Source organism: Acinetobacter sp. Root1280 (assembly GCF_001425285.1).
In the GTDB taxonomy this organism is placed as follows: domain Bacteria; phylum Pseudomonadota; class Gammaproteobacteria; order Pseudomonadales; family Moraxellaceae; genus Acinetobacter; species Acinetobacter guillouiae.
This window is the reverse complement of record NZ_LMED01000026.1, coordinates 78511-103861: the sequence shown is the minus strand read 5'-3', so window position 1 is coordinate 103861 and position 25351 is coordinate 78511. Positions and strand designations below refer to the sequence as shown.

25 protein-coding genes are annotated in these 25351 nt (G+C 37.9%); 10 read left to right on the top strand and 15 right to left on the bottom strand.

Annotation, left to right across the window (positions count from 1 at the left end; genetic code table 11):
• The first annotated feature begins 134 nt into the window (after positions 1-134).
• Together ASC84_RS17625 and ASC84_RS17620 are read left to right on the top strand one after the other, a co-directional pair.
• On the top strand, positions 135-701 hold the full coding sequence (locus ASC84_RS17625) for a hypothetical protein (protein WP_004718687.1): 567 nt from the start codon (positions 135-137) through the stop codon (positions 699-701).
• A 28-nt stretch (positions 702-729) separates the two neighbouring features.
• A complete protein-coding gene (locus ASC84_RS17620; protein WP_056517121.1) occupies positions 730-2049 on the top strand; it encodes a DUF445 domain-containing protein in 1320 nt (439 codons plus the stop codon).
• Between the two features lie 67 nt (positions 2050-2116).
• Here ASC84_RS17620 and ASC84_RS17615 read toward each other — a convergent pair whose 3' ends face one another.
• Together ASC84_RS17615 and ASC84_RS17610 are read right to left on the bottom strand one after the other, a co-directional pair.
• Complete coding sequence (locus tag ASC84_RS17615) at positions 2117-2875, bottom strand: SIMPL domain-containing protein (protein ID WP_056517119.1); 759 nt, start codon at positions 2873-2875, stop codon at positions 2117-2119.
• 338 nt (positions 2876-3213) lie between these two features.
• Complete coding sequence (locus ASC84_RS17610) at positions 3214-4155, bottom strand: AraC family transcriptional regulator (RefSeq protein ID WP_056517116.1); 942 nt, start codon at positions 4153-4155, stop codon at positions 3214-3216.
• Between the two features lie 247 nt (positions 4156-4402).
• Between ASC84_RS17610 and ASC84_RS17605 the strand changes: the two genes are divergently transcribed.
• The gene (locus tag ASC84_RS17605; protein ID WP_056517113.1) at positions 4403-5410 is read left to right on the top strand and encodes a carbon-nitrogen hydrolase family protein; all 1008 of its coding nucleotides are present in this window, start codon (positions 4403-4405) and stop codon (positions 5408-5410) included.
• Between the two features lie 205 nt (positions 5411-5615).
• On the opposite strand, the gene ASC84_RS17600 is transcribed toward ASC84_RS17605, so the two are convergent.
• The 6 genes from ASC84_RS17600 to ASC84_RS17575 all read right to left on the bottom strand — a co-directional run bounded on the left by ASC84_RS17600 (position 5616) and on the right by ASC84_RS17575 (position 8371).
• Positions 5616-5891, bottom strand: a complete 276-nt coding sequence (locus ASC84_RS17600) for a type II toxin-antitoxin system mRNA interferase toxin, RelE/StbE family (RefSeq protein ID WP_056517109.1) — start codon at positions 5889-5891, stop codon at positions 5616-5618.
• Positions 5891-6178, bottom strand: a complete 288-nt coding sequence (locus tag ASC84_RS17595; RefSeq protein WP_056517105.1) for a CopG family ribbon-helix-helix protein — start codon at positions 6176-6178, stop codon at positions 5891-5893. Before ASC84_RS17595 ends, ASC84_RS17600 begins: the two co-directional genes overlap by 1 nt.
• Positions 6179-6749: 571 nt before the next feature.
• Positions 6750-7193 (bottom strand): hypothetical protein, encoded by a 444-nt coding sequence (locus tag ASC84_RS17590; RefSeq protein WP_056517102.1) that lies wholly within the window; start codon positions 7191-7193, stop codon positions 6750-6752.
• Positions 7186-7764, bottom strand: coding sequence for a hypothetical protein (locus tag ASC84_RS17585; protein ID WP_056517099.1), 579 nt, complete (start codon positions 7762-7764; stop codon positions 7186-7188). The genes ASC84_RS17590 and ASC84_RS17585 overlap by 8 nt, the downstream gene beginning before the upstream one ends.
• A 5-nt stretch (positions 7765-7769) precedes the next feature.
• Positions 7770-7961 carry a hypothetical protein gene (locus ASC84_RS23075; RefSeq protein WP_201784142.1) on the bottom strand — a complete coding sequence of 64 codons (192 nt, stop codon included), beginning with the start codon at positions 7959-7961 and terminating at the stop codon, positions 7770-7772.
• A 200-nt stretch (positions 7962-8161) separates the two neighbouring features.
• The gene (locus tag ASC84_RS17575) at positions 8162-8371 is read right to left on the bottom strand and encodes a transposase (RefSeq protein WP_056517340.1); all 210 of its coding nucleotides are present in this window, start codon (positions 8369-8371) and stop codon (positions 8162-8164) included.
• Positions 8372-8418: 47 nt separating this feature from the next.
• Here ASC84_RS17575 and ASC84_RS17570 point away from each other — a divergent pair, with 47 nt between their 5' ends.
• On the top strand, positions 8419-8595 hold the full coding sequence (locus ASC84_RS17570; RefSeq protein WP_056517097.1) for a transposase: 177 nt from the start codon (positions 8419-8421) through the stop codon (positions 8593-8595).
• Positions 8596-8752: 157 nt separating this feature from the next.
• Here ASC84_RS17570 and ASC84_RS17565 read toward each other — a convergent pair whose 3' ends face one another.
• The 3 genes from ASC84_RS17565 to ASC84_RS17555 all read right to left on the bottom strand — a co-directional run bounded on the left by ASC84_RS17565 (position 8753) and on the right by ASC84_RS17555 (position 13422).
• The gene (locus ASC84_RS17565; protein ID WP_056517094.1) at positions 8753-9034 is read right to left on the bottom strand and encodes a hypothetical protein; all 282 of its coding nucleotides are present in this window, start codon (positions 9032-9034) and stop codon (positions 8753-8755) included.
• 1 nt (position 9035) lies between these two features.
• Positions 9036-9473, bottom strand: a complete 438-nt coding sequence (locus ASC84_RS23620; RefSeq protein ID WP_227515173.1) for a toxin glutamine deamidase domain-containing protein — start codon at positions 9471-9473, stop codon at positions 9036-9038.
• A 139-nt stretch (positions 9474-9612) separates the two neighbouring features.
• A complete protein-coding gene (locus ASC84_RS17555) occupies positions 9613-13422 on the bottom strand; it encodes an RHS repeat protein (RefSeq protein WP_081409390.1) in 3810 nt (1269 codons plus the stop codon).
• 360 nt (positions 13423-13782) lie between these two features.
• On the opposite strand from ASC84_RS17555, the gene ASC84_RS17550 reads away from it, so the two are divergent.
• Together ASC84_RS17550 and ASC84_RS17545 are read left to right on the top strand one after the other, a co-directional pair.
• The gene (locus tag ASC84_RS17550) at positions 13783-14937 is read left to right on the top strand and encodes a methionine aminotransferase (RefSeq protein ID WP_056517088.1); all 1155 of its coding nucleotides are present in this window, start codon (positions 13783-13785) and stop codon (positions 14935-14937) included.
• A 127-nt stretch (positions 14938-15064) separates the two neighbouring features.
• Positions 15065-16432: an MATE family efflux transporter gene (locus ASC84_RS17545; protein ID WP_056517085.1), complete on the top strand. Its 1368-nt coding sequence runs from the start codon at positions 15065-15067 to the stop codon at positions 16430-16432.
• Between the two features lie 60 nt (positions 16433-16492).
• Here the strand turns inward: ASC84_RS17545 and ASC84_RS17540 are convergent, their stop codons facing one another.
• Positions 16493-18760 (bottom strand): YncE family protein, encoded by a 2268-nt coding sequence (locus tag ASC84_RS17540; protein ID WP_056517083.1) that lies wholly within the window; start codon positions 18758-18760, stop codon positions 16493-16495.
• Positions 18761-18968: 208 nt separating this feature from the next.
• Positions 18969-19814: an SDR family oxidoreductase gene (locus ASC84_RS17535; protein ID WP_004718720.1), complete on the bottom strand. Its 846-nt coding sequence runs from the start codon at positions 19812-19814 to the stop codon at positions 18969-18971.
• Positions 19815-20026: 212 nt separating this feature from the next.
• Here ASC84_RS17535 and ASC84_RS17530 point away from each other — a divergent pair, with 212 nt between their 5' ends.
• From ASC84_RS17530 to ASC84_RS17515, 4 genes are all read left to right on the top strand, one after another.
• Positions 20027-20701 carry a TetR/AcrR family transcriptional regulator gene (locus tag ASC84_RS17530; protein WP_004718721.1) on the top strand — a complete coding sequence of 225 codons (675 nt, stop codon included), beginning with the start codon at positions 20027-20029 and terminating at the stop codon, positions 20699-20701.
• 273 nt (positions 20702-20974) lie between these two features.
• A complete protein-coding gene (gene phoB, locus ASC84_RS17525; protein ID WP_004718724.1) occupies positions 20975-21685 on the top strand; it encodes a phosphate regulon transcriptional regulator PhoB in 711 nt (236 codons plus the stop codon).
• A 25-nt stretch (positions 21686-21710) separates the two neighbouring features.
• The gene (phoR, locus tag ASC84_RS17520; protein ID WP_004718725.1) at positions 21711-23069 is read left to right on the top strand and encodes a phosphate regulon sensor histidine kinase PhoR; all 1359 of its coding nucleotides are present in this window, start codon (positions 21711-21713) and stop codon (positions 23067-23069) included.
• A gap of 24 nt (positions 23070-23093) precedes the next feature.
• Entirely contained in the window at positions 23094-23525 is a 432-nt protein-coding gene (locus ASC84_RS17515) for a hypothetical protein (protein WP_056517080.1), read from the top strand.
• A gap of 51 nt (positions 23526-23576) precedes the next feature.
• Here the strand turns inward: ASC84_RS17515 and asd are convergent, their stop codons facing one another.
• Together asd and ASC84_RS17505 are read right to left on the bottom strand one after the other, a co-directional pair.
• A complete protein-coding gene (gene asd, locus ASC84_RS17510; RefSeq protein ID WP_056517077.1) occupies positions 23577-24428 on the bottom strand; it encodes an archaetidylserine decarboxylase in 852 nt (283 codons plus the stop codon).
• Positions 24425-25273, bottom strand: coding sequence for a sulfurtransferase (locus ASC84_RS17505; RefSeq protein ID WP_035371610.1), 849 nt, complete (start codon positions 25271-25273; stop codon positions 24425-24427). Before ASC84_RS17505 ends, asd begins: the two co-directional genes overlap by 4 nt.
• Between the last annotated feature and the right edge of the window lie 78 nt (positions 25274-25351).

Genomic DNA, 25351 nt, shown 5'->3' with positions numbered 1-25351 from the left:
TTTATCTTGCTGGATATCATCCTGAATTAACAAAATTCTTCTTGAAATTCATTGTCAGTCCATCAATTTAGAACAATATACTGAGGATTATAAATTCATTAAATTCCATCCAGAAGAATGGAAAGGAGAGACACATGAACAAAGTACTCATTGGTCTAACTATTGCAGCGGCGCTCACCATCACAGGTTGTGCGACGACACCAAGCAAACCACGTACCTTTGACCAGCTTGGGCAATACACTACGGTTCCACTTAACGATCATAGCTATCGCATCAGCTTCCAAGGCAATAGCAATATGAGTTTTGGAACAGCTGAAGAAATTAACCTTGTCAAAGCCGCACAAACAACGCTTTTAAATGGGTTTACTTACTTCAAGGTTTTAGATGATCCAAGTAATCGCACTCAGCAACCGCCTCGTAAAGCAGTAGTTTACCCATCATCAAACTACTATCCATATGGCTGGGGCTATCGTCGTCATCCAGTGTTCTGGAATGACCCATTTTATGATATGCCACAAGTGGTGACCATTGACCCTGTGCAAATTTCCTATACGATAGAATGTTATAAAGATAAAAAATCATCACCGAATGATGCATTTGACGCTCGTCTGATTTTGCAATCTTTAGGACAAAAATATGGTGTTAGTCCGACAGGACAAGTACTGCAACCACAGCCTGATGCGGTAACATCAACGAAATAAAAATGCAGAAATCTATTTAGGAAAATGAATGAGCGGAATTGAACAAAGTGAAGTTCTCAATGAAATTCCAAACTTAGATCGAAGCAAACGCTTTGCGACCATCGCCTTGGTGGTGGCTATTGTCGCATGGTTTGCTTTGATCATTTCCGCCAAACTGATGCCTGAGTATGCTTGGTTTATTCATATTCTCATGCTGGGTGCTGAAGCTGGCGTGGTCGGTGGCTTAGCCGATTGGTATGCGATTACCGTGTTGTTTCGTAATCCCTTTGGGAAAATTCCCATTCCTAAATTCCTCAAAGATCACACCGAAATCATTCCACGTAATAAAGCACGTATTGCGGAATCAATGGGTAAATTTGTCCAAGAGAATTTTCTCTCTCCACAAATTGTTGAACGTAGTTTAAAAAGTATTGATCTTAGTTTTGCTGTGGGTCAATGGCTGGCCAATCCTAAAAATAACGGTCAAGTGGTGGATGTGATTCAGCAAACGGTTCCGAAAATTTTCGAATTTGTCGGGCAGGATCAAATTGGACGCTTTATTCAAAACAACAGTGTGCAATGGGTTCGAAATACTCGAATGAACCAATTGGCAAGTGAAATGCTGCGTGCGGTTTTAGAAAATGATTTCCATCAAGATGTATTACAACGTGGACTGGATATTGCCCATGAATGGATGATGACCCATCCTGAAAAAACCCGTGAAATCACTCAAACCATGTTTAAAGAGCTTGGTGTTTCCCGCCTTGCCAAAGGTGCCAGCTGGATTGGGATTGATGTTGAGCAACGGACCATTGATTCAGTGATTGAAAAAGTGGAATCCATGCTTGCTGATCAGGAGCATCCTATTCGTCAAAAAATTGAAGAAGCTGCACATGAACTTATGCTACAACTGGCAGATAACAATAGTCATGCCAGCATAAGTCTAAATGAAACCAAGAATGCCCTTTTAGACAGCGAACCAGTACTCAACTTTATTACTGGTGCTGTGGTGATTTTATGTGATGCGGTTAAATCTGACTTGCTTAAAGCAGACTCAGGTATTGCCATGAATTTACGTATCGCCATTCAACAGCTTGGTGAAAACTTGATGCAAAATCAGTCTGTACGTGAATTGCTGAATGATCGAATCAGCGGAATTGCCATCAATTTAAGTGACCAATATAGTGAGAAAGTGATTAAGTTTATTAGTCAACGTATCCATGAATGGGACTCTACCGAAATGATCGCCAAGATTGAAAATGAGGTAGGCGGTGATTTACATATGATCCGTGTTAATGGTGTTGTGGTCGGTGCATTTATTGGTCTAAGTTTAGGTGTGATTCGTGCTGTGATTGATTTTGCGATTTAAGAATATAAAAAATGGGAGTCTAGCTCCCATTTTTTAGCACTGCACTTTTATCAATTTAAATGCTTTATCAATCAATCGCATAATTGATGGTCACGACAACACGCGCAATTTTATTAATGGTGGCTTTGTCATAAGCACCGCCATAATCACTATCATTATCAGAACCACTTTCAGGTAAAATATAAAACGCACCCTGACTTGCAGAACGCATCGCACCGACTTTTACCCCACCGACTTTTGCAAACTCATTGGCACGACTATGTGCATTTTTAGTTGCATTGGCGATCAATGACATTTTTATTTCTTCTAGATTTGACACCAAATACTGTGGTTTCTGCCCGATGGATATGCCTTTTTCATCTAACAAATAAGCATCTTTTGCGGCTTTCTCAATCTTTTGAATATCACGACTATTTATCACTAGCGATTGCATCGCAGTATAGCCTCTAAACTCACGGGTAAATTTTCCTTCCCCCTGATCAACTTCCTCATAATAGGGTTGAGAGCTTTTATTACCCAGTTTCATTTCTGTTGCCTTAAACCCATGCTCAATAAAGAAATCTTGTAGTGCTTTTATTTCTTGATCTAACAATTGATAGGCCACTGAAACACTGTCTGAAGCACGGCTGGTTTGCAGATGAATTTCCCAGCGCGCTAGATCCGCTTGTATAGGTTTCTCAGCCAACCCTTTGACCACTATTGAATTTTTTTCACCATTAAACTGCTTAAGTGCATAGCCCATGACACTTGCCGAAATAATGAATCCTAAACTTAGAATGAGTGCAAAGACCCATAAAGTTTTATATGTAATTGATTTATTTTCCATTATTGTAGTATCGCTAAAATTATTATAAATAAGTTATAGTAAGGATCCTACAACAAGTCAACCCACTTTGCCCCTATAAACAATATTGCTTTATGGTTTGCATCGCCTATAAAGATTGATCACGCCTTATAAAAATCAGAATAATTCATCTAATCATCATATGAAATTTACATGATCTGATTCAGCGCTTAAAATCACTGCTAAAGTGCATTTAAGCCATCTAAAATTCCTCTGAAACGAATGAATGAAATTTCAGTTTGGATCTTGTGGACTTAAAAATGAGAAATTTAGCAATCATCTTATCGGTAATTTTATCTCTTACTATTTTGTAGTTCTATTTAGTTAATCTTACGCATCATACTCGGCGATATACCATAATGTTTTCTAAACTCACGTGAGAATTTCGACATATCATCAAATCCACATTGATAGGCAATTTGATTAATCTTATGCGTATGTTCATTGGTCTGTATCAACATCTTCTTGGCTAATTGCAAACGACTTTGCATCACATAACGGCCAAATGTGGTTTCATTCTGTTGAAAAAGTTTACTGATATATCGTGAACTAATACGAAGATCTTGAGCAATATCATGAATACTAAGCCCACTATTGTCTAAGTGCTCCAAGATTAAATGCTTGACCTGTACGAGCATGCTGTGGCTACTTGATCTAGGCGTTTTGTCTTTGACCTGATCAAGAACCACATAATGCAGTAAATCAAAAAATTTATGCAGTACCACCTGCTGAAGTTCTGTTGAAGCCTGCTCAGGGAACCAAAATAAATCATGAGCGTAATTTAATAATAAAATTTTCAGTGGATGCCCATCACCAAAAGCATGACCACATAACTGGTCAGGTCGCCCAAAATACTGTTGAAATTGTTCACGCGGGAACATGAGCACTAGTTGATTGAATTGTCCATTCAAATACAAATCATACGGCTGCTGGGTATCATGAAAAATAAATTGCCCTTTGCTGAGGCATTGTTCACGACCATGATACTGAACACCCATTTGACCTTCTATCAGGAAGATAAATAAAATCTCATCATGATGACTATGTCTAATATTGGAAGCATGCCGTTCAACATGTTGACCATAGCCTTTGATTTCAACCAGTTGAATATTGCCTATATGTTTTGCAGACAAAGCACCAAAAAAGCCATCCTGTACAGAAACATTACAAGTCAATGGTACAAATACTTGACTAATCGCATCCTGCCAATAGTCACGTTGCAGCTTATTTTTGACACGCCTTGTGTCATAGTTAAACATCATTGTCTCTCTTATTCTTAGACGCTTATACAATAAAGCTAATCCGTTTAGCATAATTTGTAAACCTTCAACTCAGCGTCTCCTAACCTTGAGATCAAGTAAAAATTATCTCTTTTAAATTTGGAATCTTTTTTCGATTTTTAGTTCCGTATAGATCTATTTTTTGTGCCTGCTCAGCATACCCCCTGATCAATCTTTAGCTTTATAACCAAAAGTGCAATATTGCTTAGTTATTGAGAAAGGATTACTCATGAAAACTTCAATTAAAGTCGCTTGTGCACAAGCGGTTCCTGCATTTCTCGACTTACAAGGAAGCGTAGACAAAACCATCAAAATTATTGCTGAAGCAGCAGAAAAAGGGGTTGAACTTATTGCCTTTCCAGAGACGTGGATTCCAGGCTACCCATGGTTTTTATGGTTAGATTCTCCCGCTGCGAATATGCCTTGGGTATATCAATACCATCTCAACTCACTTGAACTTAACAGCGACCAAGCCAAACAAATTACGGATGCTGCAAAAAAACATAATATGCATGTGGTTTTAGGCTTGAGTGAGCGTGATCATGGCAGTCTGTATATTTCCCAATGGATTATTGATCATCATGGGGAAACCATCGCTGTACGTCGAAAATTAAAAGCTACCCATGTAGAGCGCACCTTATTTGGTGAAGGTGATGGTAGTTCTCTGCAAGTCTATGACACTGCACTTGGTCGCATTGGGGCGCTGTGCTGCTGGGAACATTTACAGCCCTTAAACCGTTATGCAATGTATTCGCAGCACGAACAAATCCATATCGCAGCATGGCCTAGTTTTAGCTTATATACGGATATGACTGCCGCACTCGGCGCAGAAGTCAACAATGCTGCTTCACGTCTGTATGCAGCTGAAGGACAATGTTTTGTGCTTGCATCTTGTGCGATGGTTTCTCAGGAAATGATTGACGCTTTATGTAGCGATGACACAAAGAAACAGTTACTAAAAACTGGTGGCGGTGCATCACGAATTTATGGCCCTGATGGCGGTGATCTCGCCACTCCACTTGCCGAAGATGAAGAAGGTCTGTTAATCGCTGACATTGATCTTAATCATATTATTTTTGCCAAAAATGCAGCAGATCCTGTAGGGCATTATTCTCGTCCAGATGTTTTTCAGTTGGTCTTTAATACTCAACATAAACCTAACGTGATTTATTCAGCACCCACTGTCGAACCAACAAATATTGATGTGACAGCAGAATTGGAGGTTGAAGGAGAATAAATGATGATTCGCTATTTCTGATCACGGAGGCGATACAACTAATCTTGGTTAATTTTTAATTAAAGGAAGGCTCTATAAGGGCCTTTCTTTAATAGAGGGCTCCTTGGCTATAAAATAATTTATTGTTTAAAATAAATTCTAAACCATGTCTCAAATAATAATTTCCTAAATTTTGATAACATTTTTCTATCAAATTAAATTATTTCTAATTAGCATCCCACTGTTGCGATGTATGTAAGACTCTTAAAATACGGACTGTATCTACAATGTCATACACCACAACATAATGTGGATGAACAACCAATTCTCTTGTTTCTTTCTTTTGTCCAATTCGTCCCATGAGATTATTATGGGCAAGTAAACTTACTTTCTCTCGAATTAACTCATCTAATTCAATTGCAGCAAGTGGATTCCTTTCATCAAGATAATCATAAATTCTCTCACGATCTAATTGTGCATCTACGGTCCAAAGAATATTCATTACTTTTTAGTAGTCAATCGTGCCAATGTTGCAGCTCGTTTTGCAGCAAATTTAGCTTCTACGTCCTCATGAGAAATCAGATTCCCCGCATTCGCCTGATCTAAGCCAATTTGTACTTGCTTTTGAAACCAGACATCATAAGATGCCGCTTCTTGTTGTTGCTTTACAAAATCGCGCATGAAATCACGTAATAATTGTGCTCCGCTACGATCCATATCTTTCGCAAAACTAGAAAACTCTTTCTTTAAAGACTCATCCACTCGGAATGTGAAAGTCGCTTCTGTCATAGTTTCAGCTCCAATGTGTTACATTTGAATTCAAATATAACACAAAGCAATATATGACGCACAAAAAACCTTTAGATGGATCTTGAAGTAAATGACTGCTTGATTCATAGATATTTAGCTATAAAAACGAACTAGTTGCCATTAAACCATTGGATATATCGGTTTGTGTAAATTACTACATCATTCGAATAGCACCGATTTATCAGAATCAAAGCCAGTATGATCCCTTAATGGGCCAAAGCTTTGATATATTCTTTCAAAGCAAAGAAAAATATATCTTTGGTCACGTTCCAAATACACAGAATGAACTATTAGAAAGTAGAGACTTTTAATCAAACCAGTAAAAAAGCGATTCAATCTAGTATGTTCAAAATATTTGATCAAAAAAGTCTATATGATTTTCAATTATGTAAAAATTTGATTTAAAAATCGTGGAACGTGAAAAATCAATCAAAAGCCGTTCCAGTGCGCTGAACCCTAGAACGGCTTAGGCTAATACATTGATGCTTATAGGAAAAATTCAATCATTTCGCATAAGCTGTATTATGTTAATTTTAGAAGAGTTTAATAACTACACTTGATTTATAACTCTTCCTTTTAAAATCTTCAGTCCTTCTGCTTGCATTAAAAGTTTAGTCTCATTTTTGAATTCGATTGAAAAAATTCTACCTTTATGGGCAAAAATATCGAATTCAATTGATATCTCAATATCTCCAATATGCCCTACAATAGTTCCTGAAAAAACTTTAAGATCTGAGTTTAAGTTGCTAAAGAAATCTTTTTTTCCCCAAGACTTAAATTCAGGATCACGGATAGAATAAAAAACTGTTTTTAACCCATATGGCTCTCTAGAGATATAATCAAACATAGAGAGTTGTTTTTCCAATAGATCTTTTTCATCATTATTCAGATGTTTTTTCCATTCATCCAAGCAGAACATTTCATAATATCTTAATTTATTATTACCTACTAACTTGCAATAAGTTTTTGAAAAAAAGTCTAATATATCAATCATTTAAGCTATCTCCAACCACACCATAAATGCCCCCACCTGCAGCCCCCTTATATACTAGTGGGATTCGGCTATATTGTTGTAATACAGGATGATATCTTGATCCGAAATCTCTCCAACCAGTTGGTGATCTCCAACTATCATGGCGGTAATGCTGCTTTGGTGTTACATAGTTACCATTCCATTTATTTCCTTTCTTAGCTAACCATTGACCAAAAGCATTATCTAAATAATCTTTCCTATAAGATTGTCGACCATTTTTAGGATTAAGAACACCATTAACAAATCTATCTGAAACCCAATGTGAAAACTCTAGACCAGGAGCTTTTGTTCCTGCTGCTTTCCAGCCAGTTATGCCTCCCGTAAGAAAGGAAGCACCTATGCCAGCATATTCACCATAAGAGTATGCCAAAGATTCCTGATCAACACTACCAATGCCCAATGCCGTTCTAATATAAGGAGATATTCCTAGTAATAAAGTGTCTCCGAAACCAGCTGAAGCATTTACGGCTGAATCAGGTAAAGGAAAAGGAGTCGGATCCCATGACTTTTCCCCCCCCATACCTACTACCATTGGTGCTAACCCACTCGATTATGATTGTAATGCTGTTTAGTTAACTCATCATAGTATTGACCAGGGAAGCGTAGATTAAACTTCACCGTCTGAACACTTGGAAGTCCTACACCAAAATAAGCACAGTGCGGTTTGACACAGCCAAAGGCTTTCATCGCCTGAGCAAGTGCAGTATCTGTACCTGCTCGCATATCCATAGGCTGGGTAGATAACCAGATTTCATCAATACGGATCGATCATGATGTTAATTCACGAATAAGTTGAGCAAGTGATGCCATATCTGTCATCGGCCATGTAAACTGAAGAGATTGATCTGATTTGAGTATCTGAATCTTAAAAGTAATCTCATTGTGTGCTGTATGCTCAAATGGTATAGCAATGAAATTTGATCGTAGTTCTACGTTTGAGATATTGTTTTCAAGAGATGCAGTTTCACCCAACGATTGAGTAAATTGGTGTTGATGCCATGTTCTAATGCAACGCGAGCAATAGAAATATATGGATGATGACATTTTTGAATGAGGAGTTCATGTTTGAAATCATCACTATAAGTACGACGTTTTCTTTTTACACGATCATTATTAATGATAGTCAGTTCTTTATTCATAAATTTAGTACCCATTAATAAATAAGTGGGTACAAAAATAAGCATCTATGATTTGTTTTTGTAGTGGTGCTTTAGCGGATGCTTACTATTTGCCAACGTATAGCCCTGATCTCAATCCAATTGAAAAAGCATGGTCTGTATTTAAAAGAAAAGTGAGAAATATTGTGAGTCAACATGAAAAAACTGTTTCTGAAGCTTTAGATATGGCTTTTAAATTAATGTAGTAATATTTATTTAATTAGCTATACTGACTAAGAAAACGTAACTTAAAAGTCACTAACACATATATCATTGAAATTATTTTAAAAGCCTTATTTTAAGGATAAAAAACTTAGAGCCATAAAAAACCACCATATGATCCTAAGATATAATTTTAGACCATTATTCAACAATAACTTTAGTCCATGTGTTTTCAAACAATTTATCATATTCCTCTAAATCAACATATTTTAACTCACCTTCCAATGTTACAAACATTGGAAGGTTACCTGCTAATGCATGAGAATAATTCTGTTTAAGCAAATATTCTTCAGTATTATAACTAAATGCCCAACCTTTATTTTTCACCTCATAGATTTTAAAAAAAATACATTTTTCACCTGCATAATTAGATATTTCTGTTAACTCATTTTGAGCAATTTCTTTTGCCTGAATAAAATTCATATTAATTCGTCCTTAGCAGTTGAAAATAAATATAACCAGCAAACTGTGCTTGTCCACCTGTTTGCCCATCTAGGAACCGTATTGTCCCATTTTGGTTAACTACATTAAATACATGACCTATAGTATTTTGCCCTCTAGACCCATATACAATCCCTCTAGACCCATTTCCCGCTTGCTGCATCCGATTAGTAATAAAGCTAATATTATTTACAGGATAACTAAAACTTCGACCATATAAGTTTTCCAGATATGATATCGGTGTTGCTCTATTACTAGGGAGCGCCGAAGTAGGTCGTCCTGCTAAAGTGTAATCTGTACCGATAGCACAACCTACGCAATTATAATTAGAACCAGTAGGATTAACATTTCTTATCGATCCTGCTGGTGAAGGCGATCTAACCCGATTTAATTCACTTTGAAGGAAAAATACATCCCTCATAGAGTGTGTTGGTTGTCCTGCTGGTACCACAACATTATACCGATATGTAGGGTTAAAGATCCTAATTTGCTGTTCTAAGCGGAGTACAGATGCAGCAATTAATGGATCTGTTGTTGGTCTCATTGTTGCAATGCGACCATTACGAATGGTTATGATTGTAATGCTGTTTAGTTAACTCATCATAGTATTGACCAGGGAAGCGTAGATTAAACTTCACCGTCTGAACACTTGGAAGTCCTACACCAAATGTAGTTGAGTCCCAAGCCCAAACCGTTGTTGTAGCATCGGCAGCATTAATTAAACGACGAGGCGTGTTTTGAACATCGCTTGCAATCCAATAAATTTTAGTTGCAGTACCTGAACCATAAATAGCAGCAACAGGCTTATCATCCATCCACACATATTCAACCTGTGGAATACCATCTGCATTATATTCACCAATCAAATGACTGTTTTCATCATAAACATACTGAACAGCATTCGCTTTCCATGCTGATCCATTCGCTTGATAACCACGAACAGTACGCTCATTCTTATGGTTGTAAGTCATGTAGTACTGAGGTGCAGTAACAACCCCACCTGTAGTTTTATCCTCACGACGATTGCCTGCATTGTCATACGTAGGTGTAAATCCACCATAGATCAACTCAGCATTCGCTGTATGAGGTGTCGCAATACCTGCAATTGTGGCTAACTTATTACCCGTATAGGTATAAGCTACACTTGCCTGAGGTTGTTGGTGTGTCCCTGTAGCCGCAAGGCTTAAACGGTTACCATTTTTGTCATACGTATACGTAATACTGAAAACATTGCTTGTACCATTTACACGAGTCTCATTCAAAAGACGATCTGTATTGTTGTAACCAAAGCTATCCACGAGACCATTATTACGCGTGATTTTGTTAATACGACCATCATTATCAAAGCCATAAACTAAACTATAGTTAACCACCCCAGCATTATTTTTATTGCTAATCGACTGAACTACGCCACTTTTAGAAACATCATAAGCCCATGTGTAACTTGCAGCCCCAGTCCCCCAATTCCAACCTGTCATCTGACCACCAGCATCATAAGTGATTGCACGAATGAGGGAAGTACCATCCAAAGTAATATTGCTTAGAAGATTTTTTTTGGTTGCATCATAAGTATAAACAAGGTTTCGACCAGATGGTAATGTTACAGCACTTAGCTTGTCACCAAGGGTATAAGCATAACCCACAGATAAAATTGGTTTAGTCCCTGTCCAAGTCGTAATGGTTTTATTGGTTTGAGATTTACCGATAATACGATCATAAATATCATAGATATAAACGGTATCAACACCATAAGCAGTATCGGCAGATGTTACCTTATCTAAACGACCAAAACGGGTTTGGTCATAACCAAAGCTAAGATTACTGAGTAGTGTTGCAGGCGTTGTTGCAGAAGCATTAGTACAGGCTGTTTGTCCTACTCGCTCTAAAGCATCAATATTGGTATTATCACACTTACGAGTCCCATATAGGGATTGAGTGAGCAAATCAGCTTCATTGTAGGTATAAGACTTGGTTCCATAGTCTGTATTGATTTCTTTAGTTAAAACTTTACCATTGCGATAAGAATAAGGATTTGTACCCGCATTTAATGCATCTAAAGCAGTTAATGTATTATCTTGTAAGTCGTAAGTTTTGGTATCAACATTACCTAAGCCATCAGTATGAGTCAGTACACGGTTAAATGCATCATAAGACCATTTTTCGGTAATGCCTAATGCCGATGTACTTTGAATGAGATTTCCATTGAGATCATAAATATTGTCCACCCAGTTTTTAGCGGTATCGGTACCACTCATTGTTCTAAGCGGACGTCTATTTACATCCAATGTTGTGGAACTTTGACTAAAAATGGTTGCACCAGTACTATCTGTGAGTTTTTCAGAAGCAACTACACTATTACCATAATAGCTCTTATTGGTTACACTACCATCTGGGGAAACTGTTTTAATAATACGACCAGCAAGATCATAAAAATAAGAAGTTTTTTCACCATCTGGATTCGTTTCAGAACTTAAACGTTTTAAGACATCATAGGTATAACTGATGGTTTTTCCTGTAATGGCTGAGGTTGAAGTGCCGACACCTGTCGTCTTACTGGCGACTGCCCCATCTGTGTTATATATAAATTTATCCACTAATCCTGATGGATAAACGATACGTTCAGGTTGACCAAGCGAGTTATAACCCACATAGCTAGTCGTTCTGGTGATGTTATTTACGATTTGAGATTCTGAAGTTTTATTACCATAGCTATCGTATGTGAATGTTATTTTATCAAGTGTGCCTGCACGAGGTCCATCTACACTGTCTAGTAATCCATTATTCAAGTATGTATATACAGTTGCTTTAGAAATACTTCCTGCTTGAGACGAACTTAATACAGACTGAGTAATTTGCCCAATTGTATTAATCGTATTCGTTTGGGTCTGATTTGCTCGTTGAATTGTGCTTGGAATACTAAAATTAGTGTTATAGCTTAAAGTAGTTGTACGAGGACTCGACGATCCTACTGCTTCAACCCACGATGTTAATCTGTTACTTGAATCATAAGCAAAAGTAGACTTATTCCCAATTTTATCTGTAGTAGAAGTGAGTTTTCTAATTTTTTTAGAAAACACGAGTTCTTTAACAGGTTTACCACCAACACTTAAGCAAGGTAACGAACTCTTACTATTATAAATAATGCTATCAGAAGTATCGTTTATATCAAAAATTTCAGTAGATGGGGTGGCTGTAAATGAGTTTGGAGTAGAAAGTGTTAAAGTCCCACCATAAGCAAGCTCAGCATAAGTCAAACTAGAATAATCCAAACTCTTATCCGTGAATGAGGCTATCTTATTCGCTGTAGCTTCCCAATTTAACAATGCTTGTCCAGATTTTGAATATTTAGACAAAATTGGGATATTTACACCATATTTTGTTTTAGCGCTGTCATTGAATAAACCATTATGTAGATAGTTTGTGTAGTTATAATCTTCTGTACCGTTTATGGTAGATGTCACTTGAGTCAAGATAGGTAAATTCTTTGTATTACCACTCCATAAAATGGATTGAATATTATAATTATAGGTTGCTGTCTGTCTATTCAATGGATTTGATAGAGTTTCTACACTTGATATAAACCCTTGGAGTTGAAATCCTAACGTCGAAGTATCAGCCCCATTCATATTTCTACGATTTATTAATATTTTATTTCCTAAATTATCTGATACCCCTGTAACGAGATATCCTATAACAGCTCCTCCAGAGGTGGTGGCTGGGGTATATGTCATTGTAATAACTTTACCGCCAAGGTATTTAACTTGAGTGGCTTGAAAATTTTGTATGAACGCTCTTGAACCAGATAAAGATTGGAAGGTAATTTCTGTGCCATTGATATTAACTATCACTGTTAGATTATTATCAGTAATTTTATATTCCAAGTCTGTTGTAATTGGAACGAGGCTTGTGTTTGATAAGCGAACTGATCCATCTGCTTGTTTTGCAAAAAGTAATGCTAGGCCACTGCCTGGCATATTAAGGGTAAATGCACGGGTACCAATTACCTGAAGTCGATAATCATAATTATGAGACCATCCCATTCCGAGTAAGGCTCTGTTTTCTAAATAGGTGATAGCGAAAGCTTCATCTGAACTCTTTGCATCACCAGAACGAAGTGTTGGAATAAAACCTAGTTGCAAAGCTGTTTCGTAATTTCTACTGAAAGGTAATGGGCCACCAATATCCGTACTGCCTGTTATAATTTGACGGGATATGGCATTAATCCCTGGAGTACATGATTGTATATTTTGATTTTGAGCCGTTAATGCCGTTAAACCATATCTTTCACCAGTATAGTCCGCATGTGTATATACTGTTAAGAAAACTAAAAAAAGTGCTAATACATACTGATAAAGATAGTTATGTTTCATATGGTGATTCTCTGTTTTTATCTAGTCATTTTTTCTAATATGAATTTTAGATTGTTTTTTAAACCAACTGTTAATATTTTTTTAACACAACTTAACTAAAAATCGGCAAATATCTCCCCATTTAACATAAAATCTCTTATACGAAGCCTACATCTGCCTTTAACTTATAGACCCCATCACATTCATACCAACTCAACTTCCCCCATATATTGTGTAACTAAAAATTACGCCCATCGAAAACCTAACTTCATCAATCTTGAACACCCATCGCCCCCTAACCAATAGATTACTTAATCCTATTCAGCTCATTAAAACGACCTGCTAAACTGCCACCAACGCATTTATAAAATCAGTCCGGTCATGATCGAAATCCACTCCAAACTCCCTGCTCAAGGCGTCACCATTTTTAGCATCATGACCGCTATGGCACATCGTCTTAACGCCCTTAACTTATCTCAAGGTTTCCCCGACTTTGACGCGCCACCTGCGTTGCTACAAGCACTGAGCCAAGCTACATTAGACGGTTTTAACCAATACGCTGCTGGCGATGGTTTATTAGTGCTAAGAGAACAACTGGCGCAACTGTTTTTAAAACGTGATCAATTACAACTTGATCCAGTCACAGAAATCACCATCACCCCGGGGGCAACGATCGGGATTTTTAGTGCTATACAAGCCATCATCCATCAAGACGATGAAGTGATTATTTTTGATCCAAGCTATGATAGTTATGCACCAAGCGTGCAATTGGTCGGTGGTAAAACCATTCATATCCCACTCAATGCGCCTGAGTTTTCTGTAGATTGGAATCAAGTCAAATCTGCGATTACAGATAAAACCCGTATGGTCATTGTAAATACTCCACACAATCCAACTGGGGCGATTTGGTCTAAACAAGACTGGCTAAATTTAATTGAACTAATTCAAGATAAAAATATTGTTGTGCTTTCAGACGAAGTCTATGAGCATCTGATTTATGACGGCGAAAAACATTATTCGGCATTGTCATTTCCAGAACTCAGAGATCGTAGTTTTGTAGTCGGTTCTTTTGGTAAAACCTTTCATGTAACGGGTTGGAAAACAGGTTATTGCATTGCGACACCAGAGCTCATGAAAGTATTTCGTCAAATTTATCAATTTGCCAACTTCTGTGGGGTAACCCCTGTACAAGTGGCACTTGCCAATTTTATGCAACAGCACCCTGAACATATTGATGGCTTATCAAGCTTTTATCAGCAAAAGCGTGACCTGTTTATTTCAGGTATTGCGGATTCAAAATTCAGTTTAATCCCCTCTCAAGGCACATTCTTTCAAAATGTTGACTACAGCCAAATTCGCCCAGATTTAAATGATGTAGAGATGTGTAAATTCTTAGCGGAAGAACATAAAATTGTGGCGATTCCAGTTTCTGTTTTTTATAAGCAAGCTCCTGAAAACTTACGTTTAGTACGTTTTTGTTTTGCTAAAAAGGAGCAAACTTTGATTCAGGCCTGTGAAATTTTAAATCAAATTTAATCCCAACCCATACAGATCATCTCTGTAAAATTAAAGCCTGAGTTACTCAAATACTCAGGCTTTTTACTCAGCGTTTGTTATATTATCAATAAGATAAAGACACTCGAAATAGACAGTAGAATAAAAGATGCCAGCTCGTCCCGATATGCTTCACCAACCCAAATTCTGGAAGGTTTTTTTAATCTTCCTTGGCCCACTGATTCTAACCAATATTCTGCAAAATCTGTCTGGAACAATTAATACCATTTTTGTTGGACAGATGCTCGGTGTAGAAGCGATTGCCGCAATTTCGGTATTTTTTCCGATTCTATTTTTATTGCTAGCTTTTGTGATTGGTCTATCTACAGGTGCAACTGTTTTGGTTGGACAAGCGTGGGGCGCCAAAGATATCGAAAAAGTGCGTACCATTGTTGGCGCATTGTTATTTATGACCCTGATTGGTGGATCAATCATTGCCTTTTTAGGGGTGTTTTTTGCCAAAGAAATTCTATTGCTTTTGGGTATAGATCCCAAAATCATGCATCTTGCACTGCCCTATGTTCAATGGATGTTAATGAGTAGCCCTTTTCTATTCATCTACATCACCTACACCTCTATTTTACGTGGTGTGGGTGACAGTACTACACCATTGATGGCTTCAAGTCTGACGATCATTGTGGGTGTGATTGTAACCCCAGCCTTGATTGGCGGTTACTTTGGTTTACCTAAGCTTGGCATTATTGCTCCAGCAATTGCCAGTGGCTTAGGCTTTATTTCGACCTTAGCTTTTCTCTATATCTATTTGAATAAAAAAGATCATGCTTTAAGACCAGATTCAGCGTTAATCCAACATATCCGCTATCACCCACAATTTAGTCGCAGTATTTTGCGCTTGGGTGTGCCGACAGGTATTCAAATGGTGACCAACTCGGTCGCAGGTCTAGTGGTGATTGGACTGGTTAACCAACATGGTGCACATGCAACAGCGGCCTATGGTGCAGTTAACCAAGTGCTCAACTATATCCAATTCCCAGCTTTGTCGATTGCCATTGCAGGTTCCATCTTTGCGGCGCAAGCGATTGGCGCTGGGAAGTCTGAGCTGTTGGCAAAAGTGACGCGAACGGCGCTGCTCAGTAATATCGTGATTACAGGTTCATTGGTACTCTTGGCCTATATTTGTTCAAAATATTTGATGGCGTTGTTTATTACAGATCCATCAGTGATTGAATTGGGTCAACAATTATTATTTATCGTGCTGTGGTCGATTATATTTTTTGGTGCAAGTGCAATTTTTGCCTCAATCATGCGGGCCAGCGGAACTGTAACTGTTCCTATGATTTTTAACATTTTATCCATCCTGGTCATTGAAGTTCCATGTGCTTATTTATTTAGCCAGTGGTTTGGTTTACAAGGCATTTGGTATGCGCTTGCACTGACCTTTTTCAGTCTATGTCTCATGCAAGGTTTGTATTATCAATTTGTTTGGAAAAAGAAAACCATTGAGATCTTGATTTAAATGCATCGGCACTGTGCCCATGCATTTAAATCAATAATGTTGAGCTTTATCGAGATGATTTTAATCCTTTCGATAAAGCTCAATTACTTTAAGCTCCGACTGCCCTAATAACTTGCTTTTATTACGCTCAAACACTTGTTGAATTGCTGGATCATTCGGATCAAAGACTAAGGCTTGCGGTAAAATTTGCTGCTCATTGAGATAGCTTTCAGCAAACAATATTAAAATTTTTCCATTTTCCAGCAGTTCAATTTTCTGAGGTTTGGCAGGTAGTTTAAATGCAACCTTTTGGCTATTTTCTTGCGTTTGGTCAACAAGATTCAGTAGATAAATATCTAAATCTCGTTGATCTAAGGCACTATTTAACTGATTGAATCGGTTAAAATTGGCTTTCTCAACATAATACAAATATTGATCGCCTAAATAACCCATTAAAATAGGTATGCTTCTGGTGTAGATCTCTCGATAAGTATAGCGATTGTCTTCTTGCTCATCTTGATTTGTAGATGGTTCATCTTGGACGTTAATTACACTTACAATATCTGCAACACGTCGATCATAAATCCCAATTTGGTTTTCCGAATCTTGATAAAACTCAACCACTGAACGATACGCATCAACGGAATAGAGAACTTTTTCAGGTACATCAAAATTGAGTTCAAAAAAACTCAAATTCGCAGTATTCATATAAATATAAGGATGATTTGCCCAATCACCTAAAATACGAATGCTTTTTTGGTCTGGCTCAAAGACCATATCGATTTCACGACAAAAGTGTTCCTGATAATTTGCTGGCAATGCGGCTGTGGTGATTTTGCCTGATTTCAACTGGATGCGTGAAATACTGTTCCCTACACCATTGTAAACATATAGATTTTCACCCTGTTTATCCAATAATAGTTTGCGTGGATAACGTTCAACTTTAAATTTTTGCAATACCTGTTTGGTCTTTAAATCGATTGCAAAAACTTGGTCATAATCCAACGATGCCACATACATCATTTGGCCATCACGACTCAACACCACATCGGTTGCACCGACACCTCGGCACATGTTGTGCATACAACCAGTTTCATCATCAGCTAAAGCATATTGGTAAAGCAGTTCCTCTTTGAATGAAACAAGATTAAATCGATAGACTGCATTTTTCTCTGTCTCTGTATAGTAAAGATTGTCCCCATATCGACGATAATCTCCCATTGCATTCATATTGGGTAAAGTAACGGTTTGCTGTGGGACAGCTTCCAAAAAGACCTGACTCTCATAGAATTTTTGAATCTTGATCTTTTGTTCATGACAATCATGGATGTACTGTTGCTTGGTTTTCCCCAAGTAGCTTTCAATATCAAGCTGCTCTTCACCATTCCACAGATAGTTACAATATTGACTGGCCTGTTGTAAATCACTGATCTGACTTTGCTGTGGAGAGGGCGCTGAACTTTGGCCCAGTCCTGAAGGGATGGCAGCCATGATCGCTTTCACTTTTTTTATATTCTGTTCTGACTGTGCAGCTTGTTGGAATTTTTTAGCATAGGTTGTATGAGCTTCAAGATCATAGCTATCTAATACACTATAGGTCGCTTTAAATGCATCATAGCCTTGCAGTTGGGCTGATAAATAGTGCCCAATCAACGCCACTTTTCGATTCAATACATCGATATTTTTTTCATGCTGCTTTTTTACCCGTTTAGACACAATTGTTGCAAACTCATCGACCTGATCTTGGTACTTGTCAATCATTTGGGTTAATAGAACGAGCTGTTTCTTCTGCGCTTCTTGAATGTCATTCATATCATGTAATGCAGATCGATAAGTACTGGCCTGATCTTCATTCAATAAAGGATAAGGTTGATCAAATCGAATGTTATCAACAATGCTACGATTAAAATGCACAACTGGTTTTAATTCTTCTTGTATTTGATCAAGTGATTGATAAATAATGGTTAAATCTGAATATAACATCGCATCCAATTTAGAAAGATCAGGATCTATTTTGCGTAATTGTTCTTGGTGAATAGCTGTTTGATATAAGTCTAGATATTGCACAGAACGATCAAAATATTGTGACCAAAATTTTCTATATTTATAATCTGCTAAGAAACCTGGATATAACCGATCATCCTCATCCTCTTTGATATACTGTGGGTAGAGTCGTTCTATTTCTGCTCTATAAAGCTCTGTATTTTCTACCGTATCATGACTTGAATGGTCTTGTACGCCAGCGACACTGTCTAAAATACGGGCATTCTCTTGATCAGTAGAAGCATAGGTTAAATGTGAGGCGAATAAAATCATACCTATACTTAGGCTTAAAATGGCTTTCTTCATAAAATGCTCAATTCAAATTATCTTTATAATAAAAATAAAAAATTTAATATTTTCTGATCTATTCTAACAAATTATTGTATCAATCCCAATCCGCAGAATATTAATGAATTTAAAGCATGCTGATTTTTATTTTCAATTGATTCGATTATTTCACAATGTCTAAAATGAAAAAACCGCCAGCTTGGCGGTTTTTCATTTTATAAATCAATTATTTTGGTTCTAGCTTTTTACTAAACTTGGTCGCAAAACCTGTAATTTTTTGATATCCAGTCGGTAAAATACGCTGAATTAAATCTAAGGTTTTTGCATCATTTCCAATAAGTAAACGACGTTTGTCTTTTAGTACAGCATCCAACATTTGTTGAGCAGCATCTTCTGGTGGCATACGTAATAGTTTATTAAATGCTTTTGCTGATTTGTCAGGGTTCATTCCTAAAGAACGTAAACTGTCATTCATACGCGCATCATTTGCAATATTGGTACGAATGCCGCCTGGATGGACACATAGTGCCGATACACCACACTTTTCGATATCTAATTCTTGACGTAATGATTCAGTAAAACCACGTACTGCAAATTTAGATGCATTATATGCAGACTGGGTCGGTTGCGCGGTTAAACCAAACAAGCTCGAAATGTTGATGATATGCCCATCACCTGTTTTCTTGATATAAGGTAAAAATTCTTTTGTTCCGTATACAACGCCCCAGAAATTGATATCCATGATCCATTCTAGTTCGTCATAAGATGCGCCTTCTACGGTAGAACCTAAAGCCACACCAGCATTGTTAAAAATCATGTTTACAGAACCATGATTTTGCACTGTGTCCGCAGCCCAAGCTCGCATTTCTTCAACTTTGGCAACATTCACTTTCTTTGAGGTCACACGAACATTATACGCTTTGACCAGTTCAACGGTTTCAGCTAAACCTTTTTCATTCACATCACTAATGGATAAATGACAACCTGCTTTTGCCAATAAAATAGCAAGTTGTTGTCCCATACCAGAGCCAGCACCAGTAATTGCAGCGACTTTGTTTTTAAAATTTTTCATTGTCTATCCTTTTTTAAACCCGCACAAAGCATTCAGAGTGATGTGCAGCTCACTTGCTCAATATAATTTTGACAATCATTATTGTCAATATTATATTATGATTTAGCCGATGTTTTTTTATACAAAAATTCTAGAATAGGTTTCAATGGCTTTTATTGCTAAAATAAGCGCTTCTTTGTGACAATCAAATATGACACGAGTAATTTTTTACAATGAATGAACCACTTTCCACTGAAAAGAAAACTATAAATAAAGCTGCCAAAGAGCGTCAATTTAAAGGCATGTCCTTATCTGAGCGGAAACTTGCACGTCGAGAAAAGCTGATCGAAGCAGGAATTGAAGCTTATGGTACGCATGGCTTTTTTTCTGTCACCGTCAAAGATATTTGTAATGAAGCCAAGCTAACTGAACGTTATTTTTATGAGTCCTTTAAAAAAAGTGAAGAACTGTTCCAAGTCATCTTTCTACAACTGATTGAACAATTACAACAAACCGTGATGCAAGGCGTCATGCAAGCAGCACCTGATCCTAAAAATATGATCCGTGGTGGCTTAACTGCAATCTTTACCATGTTAAAAAATGATCCACGTGTGGCGCGTATTATTTATATCGATGCCATGCTGGTTCAAGAGCTGCATAATCATGCCACGATCCATGAAACGATGGGCCGTTTTGACCGATTAATTCACTCCTTTGTCACCCTGATGATGCCGCATATTGAACGTAGTGAACAAGAAATTTCCTTAGTAGCCACAGGTTTAAATGGCTATGTGACTCAAATTGCGGTTCGATGGGTCATGGGCGGATTTAAACAATCGCTTGAAGAAATTGTCTCAGCATGTGAAATTGTATTTATATCGCTGATTGATTCATTTTCATCTAAATAAGCTTTTTAGCCTGAATGACCCTGTCATAAAATCGTCACAAAACTATCAAATAGCGTATTTTTATGTTCAGTTTAAATAAATTTCTTTTCTCAAAATGGAACATTTATTTAAAAATGTCATGGATTATTCATCATATCGACGATTATTTGTCACATTTTTTTGCAAAAATTCGTCAACATCTTCTTTTTGCAATGATACTGTCATAATTAATCTTTGTAATAAGCCTGTCATAAATAAAAGACGGTACACCGTTCATACATAGGATATTGCGTTGTGAAAGATGACTATATATTAATCGTCGATGACGAACTTCCGATTCGAGAAATGATTCATACCTCATTGGATATGGCAGGTTTTCAATGCCTGCAAGCTGAAGATGCAAAACAAGCCCATCAAATGATTGTTGACCAACGGCCATCTTTGATTTTACTCGATTGGATGATGCCTGGCGGTGTGAGCGGTGTAGACTTATGTCGTCGCTTAAAACGTGATGAAAATTTGGCAGAAATTCCAGTCATCATGTTGACAGCACGTGGCGAAGAAGACCATAAAGTTCAAGGTCTTGATGCTGGTGCAGACGACTATATGACCAAACCATTCTCTACCCGTGAATTGGTTTCGCGTATTAAAGCTGTCCTTCGTCGTGCCAATGCACTCAGTGGCGAAAAAACCATTGATGCCAATGGATTAATACTTGATCCAGTGAGCCAACGCGTCAGTTTTAGTGATAATATTTTAGAAATGGGTCCAACAGAATACCGCTTATTGGCATTCTTTATGACACATCCTGAACGTGCTTATACACGTGCCCAGCTACTTGATCAGGTCTGGGGTGGTAACGTGTATATTGAAGACCGTACCATAGACGTACACATCCGCCGCTTACGTAAAGTGCTTGAACCTTATGGTGCTGATCGCTACGTACAAACTGTACGTGGAACGGGTTATCGCTTCTCTACCCGTGCAGATGTTGCTTTAGGTTAAGCATTCTCAAGGTAAATAAATTTCTATGTATGAACCCTACCCCGTCCCAGATCTTGCACGAGAACATAAAAAATTCCGTTACAGTAGCTTGTGGGAATTTGCAAAACAAGATTTACGCCTGCTTGGTTTTTTACTCATCATTGGCGGATTTATTGGTTTAGGGATAGGGTATTTTTGGATTTGTATTTCCATCGGTTTTGCTGTTTTTTTTCTGTTTCAATTACGCTCTTTATACTTGGTCAATGAGTGGATTTCGAATCGTCCTTACGACTCTCCACCCAATCTAGAAGGTATCTGGGGTGCACTGCTTTTTAATGTTTATCGTGCACAACGCCAAGAACGGGTTGTTCAAGCTGAAATGGTCGGATTGATTGATCGGGCGCAATCCTCACTGATAGCTTTAGCAGAAGCTGTTGTTTTAACGGATGAATTACATCAAATTGAATGGTGGAATCCTGCTGCGGAAAGACTGTTGGGCATTCAACCGCTAGATCGTGGTCGTAATATCTTGACCATTATCCGCCAGCCGAGCTTTATTGAATATTTTAATAATATCGACCAATCTCCAGATGGCATTAAAATAAAATCTTCGGTTTATGAAGAGCATTATGTACAAATTAAACTGACACGTTTTGGCAGTGAGAGCCGTTTGCTCGTTGCTTACGATGTCACACGTGTACATAATCTGGAACAAATGCGCAAAGACTTTGTCGACAATATTTCACATGAACTTCGTACCCCGCTGACTGTACTCAGTGGTTATATCGAAACCTTTACCGACCAAGAAGATTTAAATCCGCGCTGGAAACGTGCCTTTGAACAAATGCAATCGCAAACACGTCGAATGAATGCCTTGGTCAATGACTTACTCTTGCTTTCACGTTTGGAAGGCAATAAACAGGTCGCAAAAAATCAAATCATCGATATGCCGAATTTGATGAATCAGCTTTTTGATGATGCACAAGCCTACAATGTCGATTATGGCCATACTTTAAATTTAGATATCGACAGTCATTGTGACTTAATTGGTTCTGATGCAGAGCTTGCCAGTGCGTTTAGTAATTTAATCACCAATGCGATTAAATACACCCCTAAAGGTGGCACAGTTACAATCGGCTGGCATGATGACAGTGAACATGGTTATTTCACTGTTGAAGATACCGGGATCGGGATTGACCCAAAACATATTCCACGTTTAACCGAACGCTTTTATCGCGTAGACAGCGCACGAAGCCGTCAAACGGGTGGAACTGGTTTAGGGCTTGCCATTGTGAAGCATGTTTTAATGCAACATAATGCGTATTTAGAAATTGATTCTAAAGAAAATCGGGGGTCTATTTTTAGAGTGGTTTTCCCCAAAGAGCGCCTTGATTTTGCAGGTTAATATTTGATTTTTTGATTAATTCGAATGAAACTATTTCTAGATTGTGAATTTAATGGCTTTGGTGGTGAATTAATTTCGCTGGCATTGGTTGACGAGAATAATCAACATTTTTATGAAGTTTTAGAATGCGCAGACCCAATTACTTGGGTTAAAGACCATGTCATGCCTCGTCTAAATCAAAAACCGATTTCCTTAGCGCAATTTCAAAGTCGATTACAGATTTATTTATCTCAATATACAAGTCTTGAAATTGTGGCAGATTGGCCAGAAGACTTTGCCTTGTTTACCCGTAGTCTGGTACTTTCTGCGGGAAAATGTATCCGAACACCTCCGCTGACCATGCAGTTATGGATGCAGGATCCAATCGAAACCCATGTCCCCTCTGAAAATCCACACAATGCCTTAGCAGATGCACAGGCTTTAAAGCTGTCTTATTTCAATGCCATAAGGCTTTAGACTCGGTGACTTTCTACCACAGAAAGTGCACCTCATCATAAAACAAGAAAATTAAACGGAATGCCCTAAAGCTTCACCCATCACCACAATAGAATTGGCTTTAAACTGTTCATCCCAAGTGATTTTATTCTGTTCAAACAATACAACTGCGGTTGAACCTAAATAAAAACGTCCAAGTTCAGCACCCTTTTCTAAGGCTAAATCATGCTGGTTTAGCTCTAAACGCCCTGTTGGTTTTACCTTACCAGTCGCCACAGTTTCAATTCCTGCAACGATCATTGCACCCACTAGAACAACCGCCATACGTCCTAATTCGGTATCAAACAAACATACCATACGCTCATTACGCGCAAATAAACCTGGGATATTCTCTGCTGTCGTTTGGTTTACAGAAAATAACTCACCAGGGATATACAAGGTTTCGGTCAACGTTCCTGCAAATGGCATATGGACACGGTGATAATCACGTGGTGACAAATAAACCGTGGCAAATTCACCATTGATAAATGGTGCAGCCAATTGCGGATCGCCAATCAGTTTGTCTACAGAAAAACTTTGGCCTTTGGCCTGAAAGACATCACCATCTTTAATTTTACCCAACTGAGAAATTGCACCATCTGCTGGAGAAACAATACTGGTCTGATCTGCGTCAATTTCTCGAACACCGTCTTTTAAGGCACGGGTAAAAAATTCATTGAATGATTTATATTTTAAAGCATCACTTTGCTCAGCAATAGAAAGGTCTATCCCGTACTGTGCTTTAAATGCTTGAATCGCTAAATTTTTAACAATTGGATTTTCACTGGCTGCAACTTTACCAACAACACGGCTGAGTTGCTGTTGCGGAATGACTTTTTGTGCTTGGATAAAAATTTGTTTTTTTAACGTTGATGTAAGACTCACGCAGGTGATTCTCCAGTAATAATTGGACTATCGAGGCGATTGCCCCACTCGCTCCACGCACCATCATAGGCTTGAATATTCCAATCCAATAACCGACCCAAGATATAAGCCAGACCAGAACGATGATGTGACTGACAGTACACCACCACAGGCTGGTCAAATTGAAAGCCTAATTGTTCTAGACGTTGTTGCGTGCGTTCTAGAGGATGCAATTTTAAATGATTTTGACGATTAATTGCAGTACTCCATTCAAAATGTTGTGCACTTGGAATGTGACCGCCGCGTCGCGCTGCCAAACGCTGTCCCGTATATTCTTCTGAAGTTCGACAATCCCAAACTTGAATCGCTTGCTGTTCAACCTTTTGCAACAGTTTGGCATATTCAATTCGGTGTTGATCAAGATGTTGTAAATTGACAGTAACTAAGGGTTCAACTTTGCTAAAACTTTCCGCTTCAGCCGAAGTCGGATAGCCTGCTGCCAACCATGCATGAATTCCGCCATTGAGTAGGCTGGTATTATAAAAGCCAAGGCAATGTAAGTTCCAGATCAAACGTCCAGCCCAAGCACCACCTTCATCATCGTAGACCACAACATGATGTTCGGGAGAGATGTTTAAATACTCAATCAGCGCTTTTAAACCGTCCTCATCAGGCAATAACCCTGAAGCTTGTTCTTCCTGTCGAACCAACAGTTGTGGTTTAACATGTAAGGCATGTGGAATATGTAATTGATCATACACAGAGCTACGACTTAGATCGACAATACGAATTTTGTCATGCCCTAAAAATGGCACAAGTTGTTCCGCTTCTATGAGTAATTCGAAGTTAAAGGCTGATGTAGTCATACGTTTTTCTATTTTAAGACCTTGAGCACAAATGATCTTAGCACAGTGTTTTTTACCAATATGCTGATTTTTCACATT

Coding starts and splice junctions, on each gene's coding strand:
- ASC84_RS17625 (WP_004718687.1), top strand. CDS start 135: ATGAACAAAGTACTCATTGGTCTAACTATTGCAGCGGCGCTCACCATC.
- ASC84_RS17620 (WP_056517121.1), top strand. CDS start 730: ATGAGCGGAATTGAACAAAGTGAAGTTCTCAATGAAATTCCAAACTTA.
- ASC84_RS17615 (WP_056517119.1), bottom strand. CDS start 2,875: ATGGAAAATAAATCAATTACATATAAAACTTTATGGGTCTTTGCACTC.
- ASC84_RS17610 (WP_056517116.1), bottom strand. CDS start 4,155: ATGATGTTTAACTATGACACAAGGCGTGTCAAAAATAAGCTGCAACGT.
- ASC84_RS17605 (WP_056517113.1), top strand. CDS start 4,403: ATGAAAACTTCAATTAAAGTCGCTTGTGCACAAGCGGTTCCTGCATTT.
- ASC84_RS17600 (WP_056517109.1), bottom strand. CDS start 5,891: ATGAATATTCTTTGGACCGTAGATGCACAATTAGATCGTGAGAGAATT.
- ASC84_RS17595 (WP_056517105.1), bottom strand. CDS start 6,178: ATGACAGAAGCGACTTTCACATTCCGAGTGGATGAGTCTTTAAAGAAA.
- ASC84_RS17590 (WP_056517102.1), bottom strand. CDS start 7,193: ATGATTGATATATTAGACTTTTTTTCAAAAACTTATTGCAAGTTAGTA.
- ASC84_RS17585 (WP_056517099.1), bottom strand. CDS start 7,764: ATGGTAGTAGGTATGGGGGGGGAAAAGTCATGGGATCCGACTCCTTTT.
- ASC84_RS23075 (WP_201784142.1), bottom strand. CDS start 7,961: ATGGATATGCGAGCAGGTACAGATACTGCACTTGCTCAGGCGATGAAA.
- ASC84_RS17575 (WP_056517340.1), bottom strand. CDS start 8,371: ATGAATAAAGAACTGACTATCATTAATAATGATCGTGTAAAAAGAAAA.
- ASC84_RS17570 (WP_056517097.1), top strand. CDS start 8,419: ATGATTTGTTTTTGTAGTGGTGCTTTAGCGGATGCTTACTATTTGCCA.
- ASC84_RS17565 (WP_056517094.1), bottom strand. CDS start 9,034: ATGAATTTTATTCAGGCAAAAGAAATTGCTCAAAATGAGTTAACAGAA.
- ASC84_RS23620 (WP_227515173.1), bottom strand. CDS start 9,473: ATGAGGGATGTATTTTTCCTTCAAAGTGAATTAAATCGGGTTAGATCG.
- ASC84_RS17555 (WP_081409390.1), bottom strand. CDS start 13,422: ATGAAACATAACTATCTTTATCAGTATGTATTAGCACTTTTTTTAGTT.
- ASC84_RS17550 (WP_056517088.1), top strand. CDS start 13,783: ATGATCGAAATCCACTCCAAACTCCCTGCTCAAGGCGTCACCATTTTT.
- ASC84_RS17545 (WP_056517085.1), top strand. CDS start 15,065: ATGCCAGCTCGTCCCGATATGCTTCACCAACCCAAATTCTGGAAGGTT.
- ASC84_RS17540 (WP_056517083.1), bottom strand. CDS start 18,760: ATGAAGAAAGCCATTTTAAGCCTAAGTATAGGTATGATTTTATTCGCC.
- ASC84_RS17535 (WP_004718720.1), bottom strand. CDS start 19,814: ATGAAAAATTTTAAAAACAAAGTCGCTGCAATTACTGGTGCTGGCTCT.
- ASC84_RS17530 (WP_004718721.1), top strand. CDS start 20,027: ATGAATGAACCACTTTCCACTGAAAAGAAAACTATAAATAAAGCTGCC.
- phoR (WP_004718725.1), top strand. CDS start 21,711: ATGTATGAACCCTACCCCGTCCCAGATCTTGCACGAGAACATAAAAAA.
- ASC84_RS17515 (WP_056517080.1), top strand. CDS start 23,094: ATGAAACTATTTCTAGATTGTGAATTTAATGGCTTTGGTGGTGAATTA.
- ASC84_RS17505 (WP_035371610.1), bottom strand. CDS start 25,273: ATGACTACATCAGCCTTTAACTTCGAATTACTCATAGAAGCGGAACAA.